This is a genomic window from Pseudonocardia adelaidensis, from assembly GCF_039543345.1.
GTDB lineage: Bacteria > Actinomycetota > Actinomycetes > Mycobacteriales > Pseudonocardiaceae > Pseudonocardia > Pseudonocardia adelaidensis.
This window is the reverse complement of record NZ_BAABJO010000025.1, coordinates 40,476-57,207: the sequence shown is the minus strand read 5'-3', so window position 1 is coordinate 57,207 and position 16,732 is coordinate 40,476. Positions and strand designations below refer to the sequence as shown.

The 16,732-nt window shown below is 71.7% G+C and carries 25 protein-coding genes, 1 tRNA gene and 1 pseudogene; 19 read left to right on the top strand and 8 right to left on the bottom strand.

All coding sequences use genetic code 11. The features are described from left to right. Positions 1 to 19 precede the first annotated feature (19 nt). Both dusB and ABEA81_RS28430 read right to left on the bottom strand, forming a co-directional pair. On the bottom strand, positions 20 to 1,156 hold the full coding sequence (gene dusB, locus ABEA81_RS28435; RefSeq protein ID WP_345608982.1) for a tRNA dihydrouridine synthase DusB: 1,137 nt from the start codon (positions 1,154 to 1,156) through the stop codon (positions 20 to 22). 21 nt (positions 1,157 to 1,177) lie between these two features. Further along, complete coding sequence (locus tag ABEA81_RS28430; protein WP_345608980.1) at positions 1,178 to 1,747, bottom strand: superoxide dismutase; 570 nt, start codon at positions 1,745 to 1,747, stop codon at positions 1,178 to 1,180. Between the two features lie 294 nt (positions 1,748 to 2,041). Between ABEA81_RS28430 and ABEA81_RS28425 the strand changes: the two genes are divergently transcribed. Then, positions 2,042 to 2,114 (top strand) — tRNA-Lys (locus tag ABEA81_RS28425). 149 nt (positions 2,115 to 2,263) lie between these two features. Here ABEA81_RS28425 and ABEA81_RS28420 read toward each other — a convergent pair. Further along, positions 2,264 to 2,809 (bottom strand): annotated as a pseudogene (locus ABEA81_RS28420) (site-specific integrase); the annotation flags it as partial. Here ABEA81_RS28420 and ABEA81_RS28415 point away from each other — a divergent pair. Beyond that, positions 2,808 to 3,146: a hypothetical protein gene (locus ABEA81_RS28415; protein WP_345608978.1), complete on the top strand. Its 339-nt coding sequence runs from the start codon at positions 2,808 to 2,810 to the stop codon at positions 3,144 to 3,146. The pseudogene ABEA81_RS28420 and the gene ABEA81_RS28415 overlap by 2 nt on opposite strands. A gap of 358 nt (positions 3,147 to 3,504) precedes the next feature. Here ABEA81_RS28415 and ABEA81_RS28410 read toward each other — a convergent pair whose 3' ends face one another. Then, a complete protein-coding gene (locus ABEA81_RS28410; protein ID WP_345608976.1) occupies positions 3,505 to 4,071 on the bottom strand; it encodes a hypothetical protein in 567 nt (188 codons plus the stop codon). Between the two features lie 243 nt (positions 4,072 to 4,314). On the opposite strand from ABEA81_RS28410, the gene ABEA81_RS28405 reads away from it, so the two are divergent. From ABEA81_RS28405 to ABEA81_RS28325, 17 genes are all read left to right on the top strand, one after another. Then, positions 4,315 to 4,578: a helix-turn-helix transcriptional regulator gene (locus ABEA81_RS28405; RefSeq protein ID WP_345608974.1), complete on the top strand. Its 264-nt coding sequence runs from the start codon at positions 4,315 to 4,317 to the stop codon at positions 4,576 to 4,578. Positions 4,579 to 4,586: 8 nt separating this feature from the next. After that, on the top strand, positions 4,587 to 4,808 hold the full coding sequence (locus tag ABEA81_RS28400) for a DNA-binding protein (protein ID WP_345608972.1): 222 nt from the start codon (positions 4,587 to 4,589) through the stop codon (positions 4,806 to 4,808). Between the two features lie 271 nt (positions 4,809 to 5,079). Further along, positions 5,080 to 5,412 (top strand): hypothetical protein, encoded by a 333-nt coding sequence (locus tag ABEA81_RS28395; RefSeq protein ID WP_345608970.1) that lies wholly within the window; start codon positions 5,080 to 5,082, stop codon positions 5,410 to 5,412. Further along, a complete protein-coding gene (locus ABEA81_RS28390) occupies positions 5,409 to 6,560 on the top strand; it encodes a DUF3631 domain-containing protein (protein WP_345608969.1) in 1,152 nt (383 codons plus the stop codon). The genes ABEA81_RS28395 and ABEA81_RS28390 overlap by 4 nt, the downstream gene beginning before the upstream one ends. 166 nt (positions 6,561 to 6,726) lie before the next feature. Next, entirely contained in the window at positions 6,727 to 7,020 is a 294-nt protein-coding gene (locus ABEA81_RS28385) for a hypothetical protein (RefSeq protein WP_345608968.1), read from the top strand. Next, positions 7,017 to 7,415, top strand: a complete 399-nt coding sequence (locus tag ABEA81_RS28380) for a hypothetical protein (RefSeq protein WP_345608967.1) — start codon at positions 7,017 to 7,019, stop codon at positions 7,413 to 7,415. The genes ABEA81_RS28385 and ABEA81_RS28380 overlap by 4 nt, the downstream gene beginning before the upstream one ends. Beyond that, positions 7,412 to 7,726: a hypothetical protein gene (locus ABEA81_RS28375; RefSeq protein WP_345608965.1), complete on the top strand. Its 315-nt coding sequence runs from the start codon at positions 7,412 to 7,414 to the stop codon at positions 7,724 to 7,726. The genes ABEA81_RS28380 and ABEA81_RS28375 overlap by 4 nt, the downstream gene beginning before the upstream one ends. Continuing rightward, positions 7,723 to 8,067 (top strand): hypothetical protein, encoded by a 345-nt coding sequence (locus ABEA81_RS28370; RefSeq protein WP_345608963.1) that lies wholly within the window; start codon positions 7,723 to 7,725, stop codon positions 8,065 to 8,067. The genes ABEA81_RS28375 and ABEA81_RS28370 overlap by 4 nt, the downstream gene beginning before the upstream one ends. Then, the gene (locus ABEA81_RS28365; RefSeq protein ID WP_345608961.1) at positions 8,064 to 8,480 is read left to right on the top strand and encodes a hypothetical protein; all 417 of its coding nucleotides are present in this window, start codon (positions 8,064 to 8,066) and stop codon (positions 8,478 to 8,480) included. Before ABEA81_RS28370 ends, ABEA81_RS28365 begins: the two co-directional genes overlap by 4 nt. 112 nt (positions 8,481 to 8,592) lie before the next feature. Beyond that, positions 8,593 to 9,135, top strand: a complete 543-nt coding sequence (locus ABEA81_RS28360) for a helix-turn-helix domain-containing protein (protein ID WP_345608959.1) — start codon at positions 8,593 to 8,595, stop codon at positions 9,133 to 9,135. A gap of 73 nt (positions 9,136 to 9,208) precedes the next feature. Then, the gene (locus ABEA81_RS28355) at positions 9,209 to 9,544 is read left to right on the top strand and encodes a hypothetical protein (protein WP_345608957.1); all 336 of its coding nucleotides are present in this window, start codon (positions 9,209 to 9,211) and stop codon (positions 9,542 to 9,544) included. Continuing rightward, complete coding sequence (locus ABEA81_RS28350; protein WP_345608955.1) at positions 9,541 to 10,008, top strand: hypothetical protein; 468 nt, start codon at positions 9,541 to 9,543, stop codon at positions 10,006 to 10,008. Before ABEA81_RS28355 ends, ABEA81_RS28350 begins: the two co-directional genes overlap by 4 nt. A 6-nt stretch (positions 10,009 to 10,014) precedes the next feature. Then, positions 10,015 to 12,144, top strand: a complete 2,130-nt coding sequence (locus ABEA81_RS28345) for a phage tail family protein (protein ID WP_345608953.1) — start codon at positions 10,015 to 10,017, stop codon at positions 12,142 to 12,144. Positions 12,145 to 12,208: 64 nt separating this feature from the next. Next, the gene (locus ABEA81_RS28340; RefSeq protein WP_345608951.1) at positions 12,209 to 12,925 is read left to right on the top strand and encodes a hypothetical protein; all 717 of its coding nucleotides are present in this window, start codon (positions 12,209 to 12,211) and stop codon (positions 12,923 to 12,925) included. 2 nt (positions 12,926 to 12,927) lie between these two features. Next, positions 12,928 to 13,158 carry a hypothetical protein gene (locus ABEA81_RS28335; protein WP_345608949.1) on the top strand — a complete coding sequence of 77 codons (231 nt, stop codon included), beginning with the start codon at positions 12,928 to 12,930 and terminating at the stop codon, positions 13,156 to 13,158. Further along, positions 13,155 to 13,388, top strand: coding sequence for a hypothetical protein (locus ABEA81_RS28330; protein WP_345608947.1), 234 nt, complete (start codon positions 13,155 to 13,157; stop codon positions 13,386 to 13,388). The genes ABEA81_RS28335 and ABEA81_RS28330 overlap by 4 nt, the downstream gene beginning before the upstream one ends. A 6-nt stretch (positions 13,389 to 13,394) precedes the next feature. Continuing rightward, positions 13,395 to 13,832: a RusA family crossover junction endodeoxyribonuclease gene (locus tag ABEA81_RS28325; protein ID WP_345608945.1), complete on the top strand. Its 438-nt coding sequence runs from the start codon at positions 13,395 to 13,397 to the stop codon at positions 13,830 to 13,832. A 40-nt stretch (positions 13,833 to 13,872) separates the two neighbouring features. Here ABEA81_RS28325 and ABEA81_RS28320 read toward each other — a convergent pair whose 3' ends face one another. The 4 genes from ABEA81_RS28320 to ABEA81_RS28305 form a co-directional block, all read right to left on the bottom strand. Continuing rightward, positions 13,873 to 14,037: a hypothetical protein gene (locus tag ABEA81_RS28320; RefSeq protein ID WP_345608943.1), complete on the bottom strand. Its 165-nt coding sequence runs from the start codon at positions 14,035 to 14,037 to the stop codon at positions 13,873 to 13,875. 1,673 nt (positions 14,038 to 15,710) lie between these two features. Further along, a complete protein-coding gene (locus ABEA81_RS28315; protein WP_345608941.1) occupies positions 15,711 to 16,043 on the bottom strand; it encodes a hypothetical protein in 333 nt (110 codons plus the stop codon). Next, entirely contained in the window at positions 16,040 to 16,378 is a 339-nt protein-coding gene (locus ABEA81_RS28310) for a hypothetical protein (RefSeq protein WP_345608939.1), read from the bottom strand. Before ABEA81_RS28310 ends, ABEA81_RS28315 begins: the two co-directional genes overlap by 4 nt. Beyond that, positions 16,375 to 16,689 (bottom strand): hypothetical protein, encoded by a 315-nt coding sequence (locus ABEA81_RS28305; RefSeq protein ID WP_345608938.1) that lies wholly within the window; start codon positions 16,687 to 16,689, stop codon positions 16,375 to 16,377. The genes ABEA81_RS28310 and ABEA81_RS28305 overlap by 4 nt, the downstream gene beginning before the upstream one ends. Between the last annotated feature and the right edge of the window lie 43 nt (positions 16,690 to 16,732).

Sequence of the window (16,732 nt, the reverse complement as noted above, 5' to 3'; positions counted from 1 at the left end):
CCGCAACCCGTCGGATCGCTCAGCCGCCCGAGTGCTCCAGCTCAGCGCCCAGGGGGACCGTGGGGTCGTCCGGGTCGTCCAGCCAGTGCTCCGGCAATACCACGCGCCCCGGTGAGCCCTGACGGCCGCGGGGGCCGTCGGCGTCGGCGGGGAAGGGGATGTCGGGGTCGAGCTCGGCCAGCAGCTCGTCCAGCTCGTCGAGGCTGCTCACCAGGCCGAGGCGGCGGCGCAGCTCGGAACCGACGGGGAAGCCCTTGAGGTACCAGGCGATGTGCTTGCGCATGTCGCGGATGCCCTTGTGGTCGCCCATGTGCTCCATGAGGAGCACGGCGTGCCGCCGCATGGTGGCGGCCACGTGCCCCAGATCGGGCGGTTCCGGCAGCGGGCGTCCGGCGAACGCGGCCTCCAGGTCGCCGAAGAGCCACGGCCTGCCGAGGCATCCGCGCCCGACGACGACGCCGTCGCAGCCGGTGCGCGTGACCATCTCGAGCGCGTCCGCGGCGCTGAAGATGTCGCCGTTGCCGAGCACCGGCAGCTCCGCTGGCATGGCGTCGCGGAGCCGGGCGATCGCCGACCAGTCGGCGGTGCCCGAGTAGCGCTGCGCCGCGGTGCGCGCGTGGAGGGCGACGGCGGCCACGCCGGCGTCCGCGGCCCGGCGCGCGGCGTCGAGGTAGGTGTGGCGCTCGTCGTCGATGCCGATGCGCATCTTCACGGTGACCGGCACCGGCCCGGCGTTCTCGACCGCGGCGCGCACGATCCGCTCGAACAGCCGGCGCTTGTACGGCAGTGCCGCTCCGCCGCCCCGGCGCGTGACCTTGGGAACGGGGCAGCCGAAGTTCATGTCGATGTGGTCGGCGAGGTCCCGTTCGACGATCATGCGAACGGCCAGCCCCATCGCGGCGGGGTCGACCCCGTAGAGCTGCATCGACCGCGGATGCTCCTCCGGGTCGAACTCGATCTTCCGGAACGTCAGCGGGTTCTTCTCGACGATCCCGCGCGAGGTGATCATCTCGCAGACGTAGAAGCCTGCGCCCTGCTCACGGCAGAGGCGCCGGAAGCCGGCGTTGGTGATGCCGGCCATGGGGGCGAGCACCACCGGCGTCTCGGACACGAACGATCCGATGCGCAGGGGGCGGACGGCGGTCGGGGCACTCACAGGGCCCCATTGTCCCCGACGTCAGAAGTCGACGGAGATGCAGGCGACGCGACCGCCTGCGTCGCCGGGCTCGGAGGAGGTCTGGCCGGAGTGCAGGACGACGGACTCGGGGCGCCGGTCGTCCGGGAAGGTCCACGCCACCGTCGACTCGGTGCTGCCGGCGCCGGTGTCGTCGGTGGTGACGTCGAGCCAGATCTCGTTCTGCGGGTTGGCGAACGTCGGGTCGACGCTGGGCTGGACCGGGTCGGCGGAGTACTGGAAGTTCGAACCGGCGTCGTCGGGCGCGGCGCCGCACGGCTGCATGGTCACGTGCGCCCCGTAAACGCGGTTCCGCTCGAGGCCGCGGACGGCCAGCATCACGGTGGTCGTGCCCTCCCCTGACCGGGACTGCACCGCACCACGCGCCCCCGCGGGCACCAGTCCCTCGTCGTAGGTGATGGCCGGGCCGGTGCCACTCTGGAACGTCTCACTCACCTGGATGGTGTGCACAGGAGTGGTGGAGGCCGCCGTTTGGACGACGGTGTCCGGGGTGGCGCAACCGGCCGCGAGCAGGGCACCGAGCACACCGGGGAGCAGGTGACGGGGTCGCATAATCCCCAGGATGGGTGGTTGCGTAACGTCGCGAACACTGACCCTGCGTTACTCCACGCGAGGTATCCGCAGGTTGGAGCCCGACTGCTGTGCGTGCTGACCATTAGGCCGATGGCGGCATGCTCGGGGCGAGCAGCACGCGCGCGCTGCCCGTGCACCGCGGGCGTGCCACTCGGCCCCGTCGTCCCGGTGCGAGCGCGCCGGCAGGACGTGGACGCTCCCGGCGCCGCGGTCGTGTGCGGGTCGTGGTGATCTCCGGGGCGGTCATCCGGTGCGGCTACTCTGGGGTGCCACGGGCCTCTAGCTCAATCGGCAGAGCAGCGGACTTTTAATCCGCGGGTTCAGGGTTCGATCCCCTGGGGGCCCACCCTCTGACCAGGCGTTTCCTGTCCTGGTCTGACCCGCGGATGCGGGGTATGTGCGCGGTGTGTGCATTCCCGTCCCGGTGGCCTGCCTCGGCACGAGCGCCGCTGCGGCCTCCGCAGCCGCCGCGGCAACCTTCGGGTACACGCTCGTGTAGGTGTCGGAGGTGATCGCACTCGACGAGTGCCCCAGGGTCTCCTGAACAACCTTCATGTCGACGCCGGCCGCGAGCATCAGGGACGCCGCGCCGTGCCGGAGGTCGTGCAGCCGGATCGGAGGCAGGCCGGCCGCCTCCGCGATCGCGTGGAACCAGTCCGTCACGCGGGCCGGGTGCAGCGTCTCGCCGTTCTCGCGCACGAACACCTTGCCGGTCTCGACCCACGCGGGCCCCCACGCGAGCCGGTCCTCCATCTGCCGCTTCCGGTGCGCCTGCAGCGCCGCCACCGTGCCGGCGTCGAGCGCCACCGTGCGCTCCCCGGCCTCCGACTTCGGCCTCGTCTCGGCGACCTCCCAGCCGAGCTGCACGAGCTGGCGGCGGACAGCAACCGTGCCAGCCGTGAGGTCGACGTCCGACCACTCGACCCCACACGCCTCGCCGCGGCGCAGGCCACGGTGCGCGATCAAGTGCCACATCGCGTACAGCCGATCGTCGTGCGCGGCGTCGAGGAACTGGCCGAGCTGCGCCGGCGTCCACACCATGACCGGCGACGGTGGCTGCGCGGCCAGCTCGAGCTGTTCCCGCTCCGGCGCGTCCGGCTCGCAGGCGGCGAGCAGCTCGTTCGCCTGGCGCCACCGCTGTACCCGCTCGGCGGTCCACACGAGCGCCTTCGGCCGCTTCCCGGCCGGGAGCTTCACGAGCGCGGCGGGGTTGACCATGAGCAGGCCCTCGCGGATCGCGTCGTTCAGCGCCGAGCGCAGCGTCGCCCGCACGCGCTGGCGGGTCGCGTCGGAGAAGGGCACCTCGGCGAGCATCTCGGCGACGTGCGCGACCCGCAGGTCGTCCATGCGGAGGTGCCCGAGGTGCGGGGCGTGGTAGTTCCGGATGTGGGCGGCGTAGGACCGGACAGTGCCGGCCGCGATGTCGCTCTTCGTGCCGAGCCACTCCTCGAGGTACGCCCCGACCGTCACGTCGGTGACGACGACTCCGCGGCGGGCCTTGTCACGGATCTTGTCGAGCTCCCGCTGAGCCTCGGTCTGCGAGGCGAACCCCGACCGGCGGATCGGCTCAGGCTTGCCGCCCTTGCCGCGCACGGTCGTCGTGAACGCCCAGGTGCCGTGTCGCGGGTTCCACGAGCCGTCGGAGCGGCGCAGCTTCGGGCAGCGCGCGCCGAGCTGCCGGCGCTTGCCGTCGACGACCTCGGTGCAGCCGCACCGCTTCGAGATGCCGCCGCGGCTCATCGCTGCTCGCCGGCCTTCCCTCGTGTCGTGGTGCCGAGGTGCCCAGCGGCGCGGGCCTGTGCGACGAGCCGGCCCGCGTGGGACCGGGACACGTGCAGCTGGTCAGCTACCGCCTGCGTCGGAGCGCGGTCCGCGGATCGGTACACCGACGCAACCCGCTGCAGGAAGTCGTCCGTGATCGCCTGACGTGGTGCCTGACGCCGTGACGGGGCCTGAGCCGGCCGCCCGCCGTAGGCGATGCTCTCGCCAGCATCGGCGTCGCGCTGGAGCTGGAACACGCCGACCATGCCATCGCGGCGCACCGCCACGATCGGCTCTGCCAGCTGGTCGACCCCCCGCCGCAGAAGGGTGTCTACGGCGATCCGCCGCGTCATGGCGCCCGTGATCGGTGGGCCGAACCTCTGACGATCGCCCGTCCGGACCACGGTCATGGCGTCGACGACCGGCGTGTTGGTGTCGGTATCGATGCTCACCTCGAGCAGCACCCCGCACTCCGGATCGTCGAGCAGAACCTGCACTTCGAACCGCGCGGGCAGCGCCGTGCGCGTCCCGGCGAGGCGCACCCACCCCGGGTGCTCGTCGACTGGCTCGGCGCGGAGGTCGGCGATCGCGAGCTTCGGGGTTGCTGGCACGCGCAGCACCGTACCGAGTCGAAGACAGGACGGTGTCGACATCGTTGCTGGCTCCTTACGTCCACAAAGTGGAGCTAGTGACGGGGTGGTGACATGAGCGTGCCATCGATATAGTCAGGAAGTCAACTTCGAAGTTGTCCACTAACTGGCTCATTCGACGGGAGCGCTCAGCCCATGTCCCTCAGTGATCGAACAGCCGAGATCGCCGCGACGAGCACGGTCCGGCAGTGGTGCCGCAACGGCCACGCCCGGAAGATCCGGGAGGTTGCCGGCCTCACGCTCGCCGAGGTCGCCGAGCTCGCCAGCACCGATCGACAGACCGTCTACCGCTGGGAACGGGGGGAGAGCTCGCCCCGCGGTGACAACGCGCTGCGCTTCTACCGCGCCTTGGTGCAGCTGCAGGAGGTCGCCGACGCCGCGCAGAAGGCGAGCGCGTGATGCCGGCAATGACGCGAGACGAGCTGCTCGCGCTGCCGGTCGCGGTCGACTTGGTCACGGCAGGCCGCGCCTTGGGCATCGGTCGAACCAAGGCGCACGAGATGGTGCGAGCCGGAACGTGGCCCACGCGGGTCCTGCGCCTCGGGAACGCGTACCGCGTGCCGACCGCCGACCTCCGTCGCTTCCTCGGCGTCGACGCCGATGAGCCACCGCAGTTGGAGGCGGGATGAGCCCGCCGAACCGGTGGGGAAGGGCGGCGTGCCACCGCCGCCCCACCACCAAGACCAGCTGCCGCGAAGAAGCTGAGGCCCCCACCCTACGGGTCGTCGAGGCGCCTGTCGGCTCCGAGTACGCGGACCTCATCGCCGCCCTGCTGCACCTCGAGGCCGCATGTGGCTTCCCCGCAGGCATCCCCTCGCAGCGCCAGACAGAGGCGCTGCGGTCCACCCGCCGATACCGCGCGCTCGTCGCGCACCTGCCCCAATGGCCAGAGGAAAGCCCATGACGCTCCCCAAGCCCGCGGCGCGGATCGCGCTCGACCCGGACACCGTGCCGGCCGTCGCGCTCGGCGTGCTGCTGTCGACCCTGCCGCGGGACCACCCGCTCGTCGCGGCAGCGCGCCTCGGCATCACGATCGGCGACAGCCGCGACGGCGTGCCACTCGTCGCCGACTACCCCTTCCCGGACGGCCGGTACCACCGGCCTAACGCCCTCCCCGAGTACTGCGAGCTGGCGAAGCGCCGATACCCGCCGACCGGCGACCGGGACCAGTGGATCAAGCCGAAGCCGGGAGACCACCGTGGCCAGCGCGCAATGCCGGAGGTGGCGGCGTGACCGTCGAGCCCTGCCCGGTGTGCCAGCTGCGAGCACCATGCGAGCACCGGCCCGCGTACGGGATGGGCGTCCTCGATGAGGTCCGAGCATGGTTCGCGATCTACGTCCTGACCATGCGAGATGACGACCTCGACATCCTGACGCTATGGGCCGCGCACACCTACCTGTGCGAAGAGACCTATTCGACCCCGCGGCTGCAGATCGACTCCCCGATACCCGGGTCCGGCAAGACGACCGTCCTGGAGCACTTCGAACGGCTGTGCAGGCACCCCCTGAACATGGCCGCGATCAGCTCCCCGGCGCTGCTGGTCAGGGCCTTGGAGAAGGGCCCCCGCACCCTGCTCATCGACGAGGCGGACCGCACCCTCGACCCGAAGAAGGACGGCGTCGGTGACCTGATCGCGATCCTCAACAGCGGCTACAAGCGCGGGGGCAAGCGCCCCGTGCTCGTCCCTGGGAAAGGCGGGCAGTGGGCCCTAAAGGAGATGTCGACGTTCGCGCCGGTCGCCCTGGCAGGCAACAACCCTGCGCTGCCGGACGACACGAAGACTCGCGTCATCCGGGTCCTGCTCCTGCCCGACCTCGAAGGCCGCGTGACGCCGTCCGAGTGGGAGGACATCGAAGACGACGCCGTGAAGCTCGGGAAGCGCCTGGCCGAGTGGGCCAACGGCGTGCGGAAGCAGGTCCGTAGCGCGCGGCCGCCGCTGCCGGAAGGGTGCGTCGGCCGTGCTCGCGAACGGTGGGGGCCGCTGCGGCGGGTGGCCGAAGCCGCTGGGGGCCGGTGGCCTGCCGTTGCCGACCGGCTCATCGTGGCCGACCTCGAAGCGGCGCGCGCTGACCGCGCTGACGGCATGGAACGCGTCCCGATCCATGTGACCCTGCTGCGCGACCTCGCCGCACGGTGGCCGGCGGGTGAGTTCTGGCCGACAGAGGATCTCCTTGCCGCCCTCGTCGCGGGCCACCCGGACCGATGGGGAACGTCGTCGCCGTTCGGGAAGGCGCTGACGGCTCAGCGGCTCGGGCGAATGCTCGCGGGCCACTACAAGATCCACAGTGACCGTCAAGGGGACTCGGCCCGCGGCTACTTTCGGTCACATCTCCTGCCGGTATGGGGGCGCATGGGCGTCCGAACCGACGGAACCGGCTGAACCGACGGAACCGACGGAACCGACGGCATCCGCTCTGACCTGCGGCCCGTCGGTTCCGTCGGTCTCGTCGGTTCCGTCGGTTTACCCCGGCACCCCCTCGAAACCGACGGGTAAGACCGACTGGCGATCACACATCGTGAACCCTCCAATCGCAAGGAGCCCCCACATGACCGAGCACTACGTCCCGCAGCCCTACCCGATGTGGGCCGTCATCGAAGACATCCACGGCGAGGCGTTCCCCGGCTGGTGCCTCGTCATCGGATGGGCATCGGACCCCGACCAGCCCGGCACCTACAAGGCCGTGCTCGCCGACTGCGCCGGCATCGGCGTCACCGCCGGCGTGGCCAGCGGCGACGACCGCTTGCTCGTGCACCTGTTCACCGATCGGGAGGATGCAGGCGAACTGCGCAGCCACCTCGCCAGCGGTGTCGCCAACCGTGCAGAGCGGAGCCACGCATGAGCACCAACCGAGCCCGCAAGACCACCGCCCGCCGCGTCGGCGACAGCAACCCGACCGGGATCCGCACCTTCGACAACACCCGGCTCGCCCAGCTCCCCGAATACCTCGCCGCGTCCGACGCGATCGACAAGCTCGTCCACGCCATGCAGCGCGCCGGCGTCGAGATCAGCCAGGCCGAGTGGCTCGACGCCCTCGTCGACCTGGCCGCCGCCCTGCCCTACGCCGACATGTGCCAGAGCCGCGCATGCCGGGCCGCGGACGACACCCCGGCGCCGCCACCCATCGCCGCCGTGGTCGACGCCCGCGGGTGGCTCAAGGGCGCCTACCGGTGCCCGCGCTGCGGAGCCGTGTGGACGTGCGGCTACGCCGTCACCGCCCCGGACTACATGCCGTGATCCGCGGCGAACCGGTCCGCACACCGCGCGCCCACACGATCGTCCGCGAGCGCCGCCTCGGCGAGCTGCTCGAGGCCATGGTCGGGCCCCGGCTCCCCACCCGCCCAGCCTGCGCCGGCCGCGCACCGGACTTCGATGCCGAGCTCCCGCGCGAGACCACCACCCAGCGCGACGCCCGCCACGCCCGCGCCATCGCCCTCTGCCAGCGCTGCGACGCGCTCCCCGCCTGCGCTGCGCTCCTCGGCGACCTCCCGCCCGGCACGAGCGGCGTATGGGCCGCACAGGTCCTGCACGAACGGCGGCGCCGGTGAACGCCCGCACTGGGCCCGCATACACCGGCGCCGCCTGGTTCGCCCGCCACCTCGACCCCCACGGCGTCCTCGGCCACAACGAACGCGACGACACCGCCGCCGACCTCCACCGCCGACACGCCGCCGTCATCGACGCCATCGGCCGCCACGACGTCGACCCCTACACGCTCGCCGACGCCCTCATCACCAGAGCCCGCCGTCGACTCGACGCCGAGCATCGCGAACCGCTCCCCACGGCCGAGCCGATCGACCTCGACACCCTCCTCGCAGACGTGCACCTCATGGACGAGCGCCCGTTGCCAGGACCCATGGAACCGTCCCCGTTCAGGTGGGTCGCGTGAGCCGGCGTAGGTGGCGGCACCGGTGCCACGCGAAGCGCACCGACGGGGAGCCGTGCGGGGGTTGGTCCATCAGCGGGGGCTTCGTCTGCACCTCGCACGGGGGCTCCTCGCCGGCCGTCCGTCGTGCAGCTGCGGTCCGGCTCGCCGAGGACTCGCTGCGGCGGCAGTTCAGGGCTGCGCAGGCGAGGCTCGAACGTGAGCGGCTCGCGTGGCTGGCGGCCCGGATCGTGTTCGCGGCCGAACAGCTTGGAGAGGACCCGCGCAGGCTGGCGCGAGAGGCGCGGCCGTGGATCGCGGGCGGCGTGCTGCCGCCGTTCGACATCGACGAGTGGCCGCCCGGTCTCCGCGCCGAGGACGAGCCGCGGCTGCGGGTGGATCGCCGGTACGGCCGGCGGCCGCGGGCGGCGTCATGAGCTGCACCGTGTGCGCACACACCCATCACACACCCGGTCTGACCTGCGAGGACAGGCGGGGGAGCGGATACGTAATCCGCGGGTCGGCGGGCCTCCGGTGACCGTGCAGCGGGTGCGCGACCTGGATGTCGTGCCGTTCGTGTTCACGCCGGCCGAGCTGCTCGTCACGCTGCAAGCGGTCAGCCGGGAGGCGCAGCGGCAGGCGCGGCAGAACGGGGTGCGCCCGGCGACGCTCGGCGGGGTCATCGAGCGGATGCAGCGGGCCGCGACCGATCTTGCGGACCGTGATGCGGACATCCGGCCCGGCAGGTCACGGCCCCGATGCGGACATTCGGACGTGCCGTCGCGTGTGGTCGGCGCACGGTCGGCGGCGTCGGGCACCCGCCCGGCGCGCTGGCCCAGCACCAGCGAGGTTGCGGAGCACCTCGGGTTGTCGACGGGCCACGTTCGAAGACTGGTCCGCCAGGGGCTGCTCGACGGGGCGGCGGTGGACGGTAGAGGGACGTGGGCGATCGATCCGACGTCCGTGACGGTCTGGGAAGCGCGGAGGACCACACGGAAGGCGCCTCACGATGGCGTGGAAGCTCCCCGAACACCACCGCGCGACCGCGGATCGCATCCCGGCAGCGATCAGAGCCGAGCTGCGGCCGGCTGAGCTGCTCGCCCGCTGCGAGCTGGCCGCCGAGCTGACAGCGAAGGGTTTCGCGGCCAGCAATGACCGCACCCTCATGTACGGCTACCTGACGAAGGCCGACCAGGTGCTGAAGGCGATGACGCCGCGGCAACTGGACGCCGACCTCGCCGTCCTGAACAAGGGCCTCGCGGTGGCCCCGCCGGGTCTCGGCGGCGGCTATGTCGGCGCCCTGGCGCAGCTGAAGGCGGACAACCCGCAGCCCACCGACGAGCACCTGGCGCGCGCTGCGAAGGCCGTGGCCGCGTACGGCCCGACCCGCGCCCACTTCACGAACCCGGGCACGCGCATCAGGTTGACCCGCGAGGCCCCGAAGATCAACCGTGCCGCGACCTCGACGCCCGACATGCTCTACAAGGGCAGAGGGGCGTGAAGCGCCGCGAGCGGGCCGCGTTGGCAGCACGCGCCCGGGATGCCGACACCCTCGCCGAGTTCGGCAGTGAGATCGCCTCCAAGGGGCGTGAGCTGCAGGGCGAGATGGAAGGCCTCACCGAGGCTGTCGACGCCGCCCTGGCGACTCTCAAGGCGTCCGGGGTGGACCTGTGCGGCCGGGTCAGGCGCATCCGGCAGCTGACAGCGGAGATGGACGAGCGGGCCCGCGAAGCCCACACGCTCGCCGGGCAGCTCGGCATCGAAGCCGGGCCGGTCCAGGTCCCCGATCCGCTCGAGGAGATCCGCCGCGCCTACCCCGACGCGGACCTGCACCGGCTGCGGGTGTTCGACGCCGCCCTGAAGACCCCGGGCGACGTCGCGCACGAGCTCGGCGACGCGGTCAGCACCCAGCTACACGCCGAACACGCCCGCGACTTCGGCGACTTCCCGATCGGACGGGGGTGAGCTCCCGTGGCATTGCCAGAGGTCACCGCGAAGCTCACCGCGGACGCCAGCCAGTTCATCCGGACCTGGAACGAAGCCGCGCAGGCGGCTACCCGGGCGGCCGCGCAGATCAAGGCTGCGACGGCGGCCGCGTCCGGGGACATCGACACCGGCGGGATCAGCAGATACCGCGAGGAGATCGACAAGGCCGGTGCTGCCGCACGCTCGGCGAATGAGAGTCTGCGCCGCTTCGGCACCGGCGCGAAGCAGTCCGGCAAGGACACCGACGCGCTCGGGCAGGCCGCGAAGAGGGCCGGTGAGGCGCTCGGCGGCGGGGCTGCCAGCGGTGCCAGCGGCCTGGCGGGTGGCCTCAGGCTGGCCGCCGGCAACGGGTACGCGATGGCCGCCGCCGCCGCGGTCGTTGCGACAGTCATCGCGGCGACCTCAGCCGCAGCGTTAGCCGCCGCTGCCGCGCTGCAGGGGCTCGGTGTGGCCGCTGGCGTGGTCATGGGCGGCTGGCGCGGCATCGAGCAGGCCGGGGAGCGGCTCAAGGCGTCCCTGGGCGGGCTGCAGAAGCAGCTCGAATCCGTGTTCCGGTCCGAGCTGTCGCAGGAGTTCCAGAAGCTGGGCGCGGCGATCTCGTCGATGGACGGCCCGCTCACCAGCATCGCCCGCTCCATCTCGGGTGTGGTGAAGGAGTTCACCGGCTGGATCCGCTCCGCCCAGGGCATGGAGGAGATCCGCCAGCTCCTCGGCGGCGTCGACAACATGATCAAGTCGTTGGCGCCTGGGGCGAAGGCGCTCGCGCAGGCGTTCACCGCGTTCGGCGCCGCCGCCGCTCCTGCCCTGGACGAGATCGGCAAGGCCATCTCGTCCGTGTTCGAGAACCTGAACAAGGTCATCCAGAAGTCGAAGGAGACCGGGCAGCTCACGAAGGCGTTCGAGGCCGGAGCCGACGCCATCTCGGCGTTCGGGGAGGTGCTCGCCGGGATCATCGACATCCTGATCGAGATTGCCGGGTCGGCGGGCAAGCCGGCCGCCGAGGCCATCAAGAGCTTCGGCAAAGCGCTGCAGGACGCCGCCCCGTACATCGGCACGGTCTTCCAGAACCTGGCGATCCTGATGCAGATCCTCGGCAAGGTCGCCGAGCTGATCGGGAAGTTGTTCAAGGCGATGGAGCCGCTGGGGAGGGTGTTCCAGGCCGCCGGCTCGGCCGTCTCGGAGTTCATCAAGAACCTCGACCTGGCCAAGATCGGCGAAGCGGCGAAGGCCGTCGGTGCGTTCGCGGTCGCCATCGGCGTGGGCCTGAAGAAGGGGATCGACCAGGCCGTCGCGGCCGTGAAGAAGTGGTGGGACGACACCGTCAAGGAAGTGAAGGGCGGCGTCGACAAGGCAATCAAGGAGGTCAAGAAGTTCGTCGACGACCCGGGCAAGGCGATCAAGAAGCTCGTCGACGACTGGGGTAAGACCTGCAAGAAGTGGTGGGACGACACCACCAAGGTCGTCAAGAAGGGCGTCGACGACGCCGTCAAGGAAGTCAAGAAGTTCGCTTCCGACGCCCCGAAGGAGATGGACAACCTCCAGAAGGAGTGGGGTCCCACCGTCCAGGAGTGGTGGGACAACACCAAGGAGGCCGTCAGCGAGGGTGTCGAGAAGACGGTCCAGCTCTGCAAGGACTTCGTGAACAAGGCCTGGCAGGCCCTCAAGGACGGCGTCCGGCAGTTCTTCCAGGCCGGCGAGGACATGGGCGAGGGGCTCGCCAAGGGGCTGCAGGCGGCCGTCGACAAGTGCGTTGCCGCAGCGACCGCGCTCGCTCAGAAGGCACTCAACGCGATCAAGTCCACGTTGGGGATCGCCTCGCCGTCGATCGTGATGCGCAACGAGGTCGGCGCGATGATGTCCGCCGGTATGGCCGACGGCATCATCGCGAACGCCGGCCTGGTCACCGCCGCGATGCGCCGCACAGCCGCGGGCGCGATCGGCGCCGGTCGCAGCGGGGCGCTGTCCGGTGCGGCGGCCGGTCGCGGCGGCCAGGGCGCGCTCACGATCCAGGTCATGGGCGGCGCGGACTCGGCCGCGGGCACGTTCATCGCCCGCCTCGCCCAACAGGGCAAGCTCAAGATCACAGCCAATGCAGTGGTGGGCGGCCGTCGGTGAACGCCGCCGCCGTGACGATCGCCGCCCTCGACGGCCAGACGAGCACATTCCAGAGCGGAGAATCATGACCACGAAGACGACTGACGAGCGGGCCGAGGTGCAGGGCCGGCTCGACCAGATCACCGCGCGCATCGAGACGCGCACCGGCGAGATCGCCGACATCGAGCGCCGGCAGCTCGCCGCGGCGACCGCGGGGGAGGAGCCCGATCCGGCGCTGGCGACCGCGAAGGCCGCCCGGGTCGACGCCCTGCAGATCGACCAGCGGGCCGCCGCGGCGGTGCGCGGGCAGCTCGACCAGATCGACGCCGCGATCGCGCGTGAGCGGGACCTCGCCAGGCTGGCGCAGCTGCGCGCTCAGGCGTCCGAGAAGGCGCGCGAGGCGCAGGAGGCGGCCGACGGATTCCCCACGGCCGCGGAAGCCGCCGTGGAGGCGCTCAAGGCCGCTGCGGTCGATCTCGTCGAGCGGCACCGCCGCATCCGGGCCGCCGCCACCGAGCAGGAACGGCTGTCCACCGCGGCGAACGTGCTCGCGAAGGCGCTCGGCGAGCCGGTGGAGACCGGCCCTGTCACCTACCACTGGGCGGGAGGACAGCAAGTGGCCACCCCCGTGGACCCGGTTCGCGGCTACCTCAGCCGGGTCACTCTCCCGCCGAGCCGGGACCGGATCTTCCACGCGGCCGAGAAGAACCCCCGCGCCACGGCGGAGGCGCTCGGCGCGGTGGCCGCAGGGTCGATGCCGGACCCGGTTAACCGCGGCTTCTCGTACAGCGGAGGTATCTGATCATGCCCACTTACACCGACGTTCCCAGCAACAACGACCCCGCGACGAACCTCGTCCGGCACGCGGACGAGGCCACGAACAGCGTGCTGTCCGGGCTGCGGCAGGACCGGCAGGGCCAGGGGTTCGACCTGCCGGCCGCGGAGCAGGCGGTCAACGCCGCGCACACCAACCTGGTCGCGGCGATCGGCACCTACCGGGCCGCGGTCGCCGCTGCGGTGGCGACGTCCGGATGAACGGGGACGAGCCCGACCGGCCGCCGCCCGGCGTCGACCTGGTCGCGCTGGCCGGGCTCGTCGCGCCGCTGCTGGCCCCGCACACCGACGCCGACGAGATCGCGCAGAGGTGCGCCAAGCGCGTCGTCGAGCAGCTGCTGCCGCTCGTGCAGCGCATCGAGAAGGCAGCGCAGGTCGAGCGGCGCACCCTCGGCCCGTACGTTCCCCCGCCGCCCACCACGACGAACTGAGGGCGCGTGAGCGACCGATACGAGCTGCAGCTGCCCTGGCGGACGCCGCCGCTGTCCCTGAACGGCCGGATGCACCACATGGCCCGAGCCCGGCTCGTCCGCGAGGTTCGCGAGACCGCCGGGTGGCTGGCCCAGGCCGCGCGCATCCCCCGCGCCGAGCGGGTGCGCGTCGAGCTGCGCTATACCCCGCGGACGCGCTGCCGCCGGGACGCCGACAACCTCGTGCCCACCTTCAAGGCGCTCGTCGACGGCCTCGTCGACGCCGGTGTGGTCCCGGATGACGACGACGCCCACGTCGAGCGCCTCATGCCGACGATCACCGCACCGGGTCGAGTCGCGGCCCCGCTCGTCCTCGTCGTCGAGGCGCTCGTTCAGTTCTCGGACGTCTCCGGCCAGGCGGCGAGGATCGGCTCGAGCTGGGCGCGACGTCGGCCATCAGGCTGAGTCACCCGCAGGAGCGTCCGGCGGCGGCAAGGGCCTGCCGTCAGGGCAGCTCATCGTCGAGCTGAGCAGTCCGCCGCCGCTTGTACCGGCCCTGTCGCCAGGTCGACGGCGCAGGCGCGATGTACTCGACGTTCGGCTCCTCCTCGAACGGCTCCGCGGTGTTGTTCGTGAGCTGCATGAGGAACTCGTCAAGGTCGCGCCACATCCAGCGGTCCCCAGGGTGAGCGGCCTCGTAGCGCCGGTTGCACGCTCCCTTGTGGGTGTGGGCGTGCTCCTGGGCGGCCGGTCGGAAGTCCGGCCCGTGAGGCGCTGACCGCCAGATCACGATCCCGCGCCGGTCACCCTGAATGGGCTCCAGACACGCGTCGCAGAGGAACACCGGGCAGGTCATAGCTGTCGGCGGGCCGTTGCGGTCGACGAGCACGATCACAGTCGATCTCCTGTCGGTCGAAGCTGGCGGGACGCTATCGCTGGCTGCGGCCGAGCGGATTGACTGTCCGCTGTTCGCCCGGTCTGTCCTGGTCACGGTGGGTGTGTGCGCGCGATGTGTGCGTGCGCTCGATCGCAGGCCGGTCGTCGTGTGAGGCGCGCGAGGGTAGGCGGGCACCGCGGAAGGTAGGCGGTCACCTACCCGTGCGCCTACCGGTCTGACCTGCGTAGACGCATCCAGGTAGGCGACGACGAGCCCACCGGCGCGGAGCCCGGATCCCGGGACAGGGACTCGTCGAGGGCGCGGGCCGCGCATCTCACCTACCGAGGGCCCGGAACCTCAGCGAGGGCCGCTGATAGATCAGCAGCTGCTGACCCCTGCCTGCTGATGCGCCTGATCTGCGAAGACCCGTCCAACATCAGCGAGATCGGCCAACCCAGCAACCGGGCCAGAGCGCCGGAATCCGGGGGGCGATGGGGTCGGCTGTCGCTGAGCTGAGGTCGCCGATCGGCGCCGGATCGACCTCACCGAGGCCGGTAAGGAACCTCACCCCGGAGTGAGGTGATCGATAAGGTAGTTGACCAGCGGAAACGCTCGAACCGCGCTCGAACCTCACCGAGAACCGTCCGGCGGACACCCCCCTGAACTGACCCGCGGGGACGCGCCGGTGCCCTCCTCGGCGGGTGAGGTGAGGCGCGGCGAAGGGCCGGCCGGCACCTGACCGAGGGCCCGTGAAACCTGACTCGTGAGTCAGGTCGGCCGCGGCGCGTTGACCTGCGGAAACGCGAATCCGTCTCAGGTCGGTCAGGTGCCGCTCAGGGCCCGGTCAGGTAGTCGATAGGCCTCCTGACCTGCGGAAATGCGCCAAACCTGACCCGGCCTCGCCCTGAGAGGCCCTCCGGAGCGTGTTTCCCCAGGTCGACCCCTCGCGGCGCGCGTCCAGCGCGCGGTCAGGTTAGGTGCCCCGGCCGGTCGGCTCGTTGAACCACCGCGAGCCGTGGCGGGGGCATTGCCGCCGGTGCGCCTGATGGCAGTCGGCCTCGCCGGCCGCGCCCGTGCGGGATCTGCTGGACCGCCGAGTGCGCCGACGAGGCGCTACGCCGCCGGTGACACTGCACCTGCGGCATCGCTGACCAGCCCGTGTCCGGCAACCTCGGCGGCCTCTGAAACGCGCTCTGCGTGCGCGTCGGGTGCGCCTGGTCCCTGCCGCCTGCGGGTGCGCTCCGGGTGCGTCTGGGACCGCGTCCGACCGTTGCCGACCCGTTCCCGACCGGGGAGCGGGCGGCGCGGCCGGGCGGACCGGGCGACAGACAGCCGCCCGCAGGTCAGAGGGCGGTCGGCCGCGGTCGGCCCTGGGGTCCGACCGGGCCTGAACATGCGTCCGCCCGCTGGCCGTTGACCAGCGGGCGGACACGGGCGGCTGTGGGCGGCGTGCTGCCGCCCGGCCGTCAGCGGGGGACGACGTCCGACGCCTCCTGATGCCAGGCGCCGTCTTCCCAGTAGTCGCAGCGGACCTGCTGCACGGTCCACGGGTTGGCGTCGTCGGCGACGTGGGTCACGATGCCGCCGTCCCAGACGTCGCACGATGACGGGCTGCACCACGCCGGGTGGCTGACCGGTGCCGTGCCCTCCAACAGGGACGCGGCCAGCGCGGCCGGGTTGTCCCACCCGCGGAGGTAGGTGCGCGTCTGCGGCACGTACCCCTGCCAGAACTGGTCACCAGCCGGTCGGCTGTCGCCCGCGGGGATGCGGACCAGGGCGGTGGTCTGCTCGGTGATCACTGGGTCACTTCCTCGGTGAGGGCGAACGCCTCGACGAGCAGCCCGACGAGCTGCGCGGCCTCGGCGCGGGTGAGCACGATCGGCATGTCCATCGCCCCGCCGTTGTACGGGGCGATCCACACCCGGCGCCTCAAGGCGCCGTCGCTGCGGTGCTCCTGGCACACCTCGACGCGCGCCTCGTCGGCCTCGAAGCGGACGTCACGGTTCTGGGACAGCTCGACCGTGCCGACCTGGACGTGGCAGTAGTGCGCCCCGTCGTGGTCGAACAGCGGGTCAATGCAGCCGGGGACGCAGCGCTCCCCGAGCACGGGCGGCGCGCCGTACGTGAGCGTCATCGGGCCACCGCCTCGGCGCGGAAGGTGGCGTAGGCGGGCACCGGTGCCGGCCCGCCAGCGGCGTGCACCAGCTCCATCAGCTCGTCGACCTCATCATCGGACATACGGCCGGCGATCTCCTGCCCGACCGACCAGTCGATGAGCCCCGCGGCGAGCTCCTCGGTGGTCTCGACGTTGAGCATCACCTCGATGACCTGGTCGAGCGTGGCCCCGAAGCGCAGGGCGTCGAGCACCGGCGGCCAGCGCAGCGCGTTGACCTGATTCTCGACGGCGAGGACGACGTCGAGGGCGGCGATCGTGACGGCGTTCATGGTGTCCGAGCGTCCGCTCGGCACCGGCCGGCTGGTTGCCACG

What these genes read in the sequence shown, in the direction of transcription:
- ABEA81_RS28320 (WP_345608943.1), bottom strand. Translation starts at nt 14,037, where the DNA reads ATGTGGCGCGACCTTGACGAGTTCCTCATGCAGCTCACGAACAACACC.
- ABEA81_RS28330 (WP_345608947.1), top strand. Translation starts at nt 13,155, where the DNA reads ATGAACGGGGACGAGCCCGACCGGCCGCCGCCCGGCGTCGACCTGGTC.
- ABEA81_RS28430 (WP_345608980.1), bottom strand. Translation starts at nt 1,747, where the DNA reads ATGCGACCCCGTCACCTGCTCCCCGGTGTGCTCGGTGCCCTGCTCGCG.
- ABEA81_RS28310 (WP_345608939.1), bottom strand. Translation starts at nt 16,378, where the DNA reads ATGACGCTCACGTACGGCGCGCCGCCCGTGCTCGGGGAGCGCTGCGTC.
- ABEA81_RS28380 (WP_345608967.1), top strand. Translation starts at nt 7,017, where the DNA reads ATGAGCACCAACCGAGCCCGCAAGACCACCGCCCGCCGCGTCGGCGAC.
- ABEA81_RS28340 (WP_345608951.1), top strand. Translation starts at nt 12,209, where the DNA reads ATGACCACGAAGACGACTGACGAGCGGGCCGAGGTGCAGGGCCGGCTC.
- ABEA81_RS28405 (WP_345608974.1), top strand. Translation starts at nt 4,315, where the DNA reads ATGTCCCTCAGTGATCGAACAGCCGAGATCGCCGCGACGAGCACGGTC.
- ABEA81_RS28395 (WP_345608970.1), top strand. Translation starts at nt 5,080, where the DNA reads ATGACGCTCCCCAAGCCCGCGGCGCGGATCGCGCTCGACCCGGACACC.
- ABEA81_RS28415 (WP_345608978.1), top strand. Translation starts at nt 2,808, where the DNA reads ATGACCGGCGACGGTGGCTGCGCGGCCAGCTCGAGCTGTTCCCGCTCC.
- ABEA81_RS28335 (WP_345608949.1), top strand. Translation starts at nt 12,928, where the DNA reads ATGCCCACTTACACCGACGTTCCCAGCAACAACGACCCCGCGACGAAC.
- ABEA81_RS28385 (WP_345608968.1), top strand. Translation starts at nt 6,727, where the DNA reads ATGACCGAGCACTACGTCCCGCAGCCCTACCCGATGTGGGCCGTCATC.
- ABEA81_RS28355 (WP_345608957.1), top strand. Translation starts at nt 9,209, where the DNA reads ATGTACGGCTACCTGACGAAGGCCGACCAGGTGCTGAAGGCGATGACG.
- ABEA81_RS28305 (WP_345608938.1), bottom strand. Translation starts at nt 16,689, where the DNA reads ATGAACGCCGTCACGATCGCCGCCCTCGACGTCGTCCTCGCCGTCGAG.
- ABEA81_RS28400 (WP_345608972.1), top strand. Translation starts at nt 4,587, where the DNA reads ATGACGCGAGACGAGCTGCTCGCGCTGCCGGTCGCGGTCGACTTGGTC.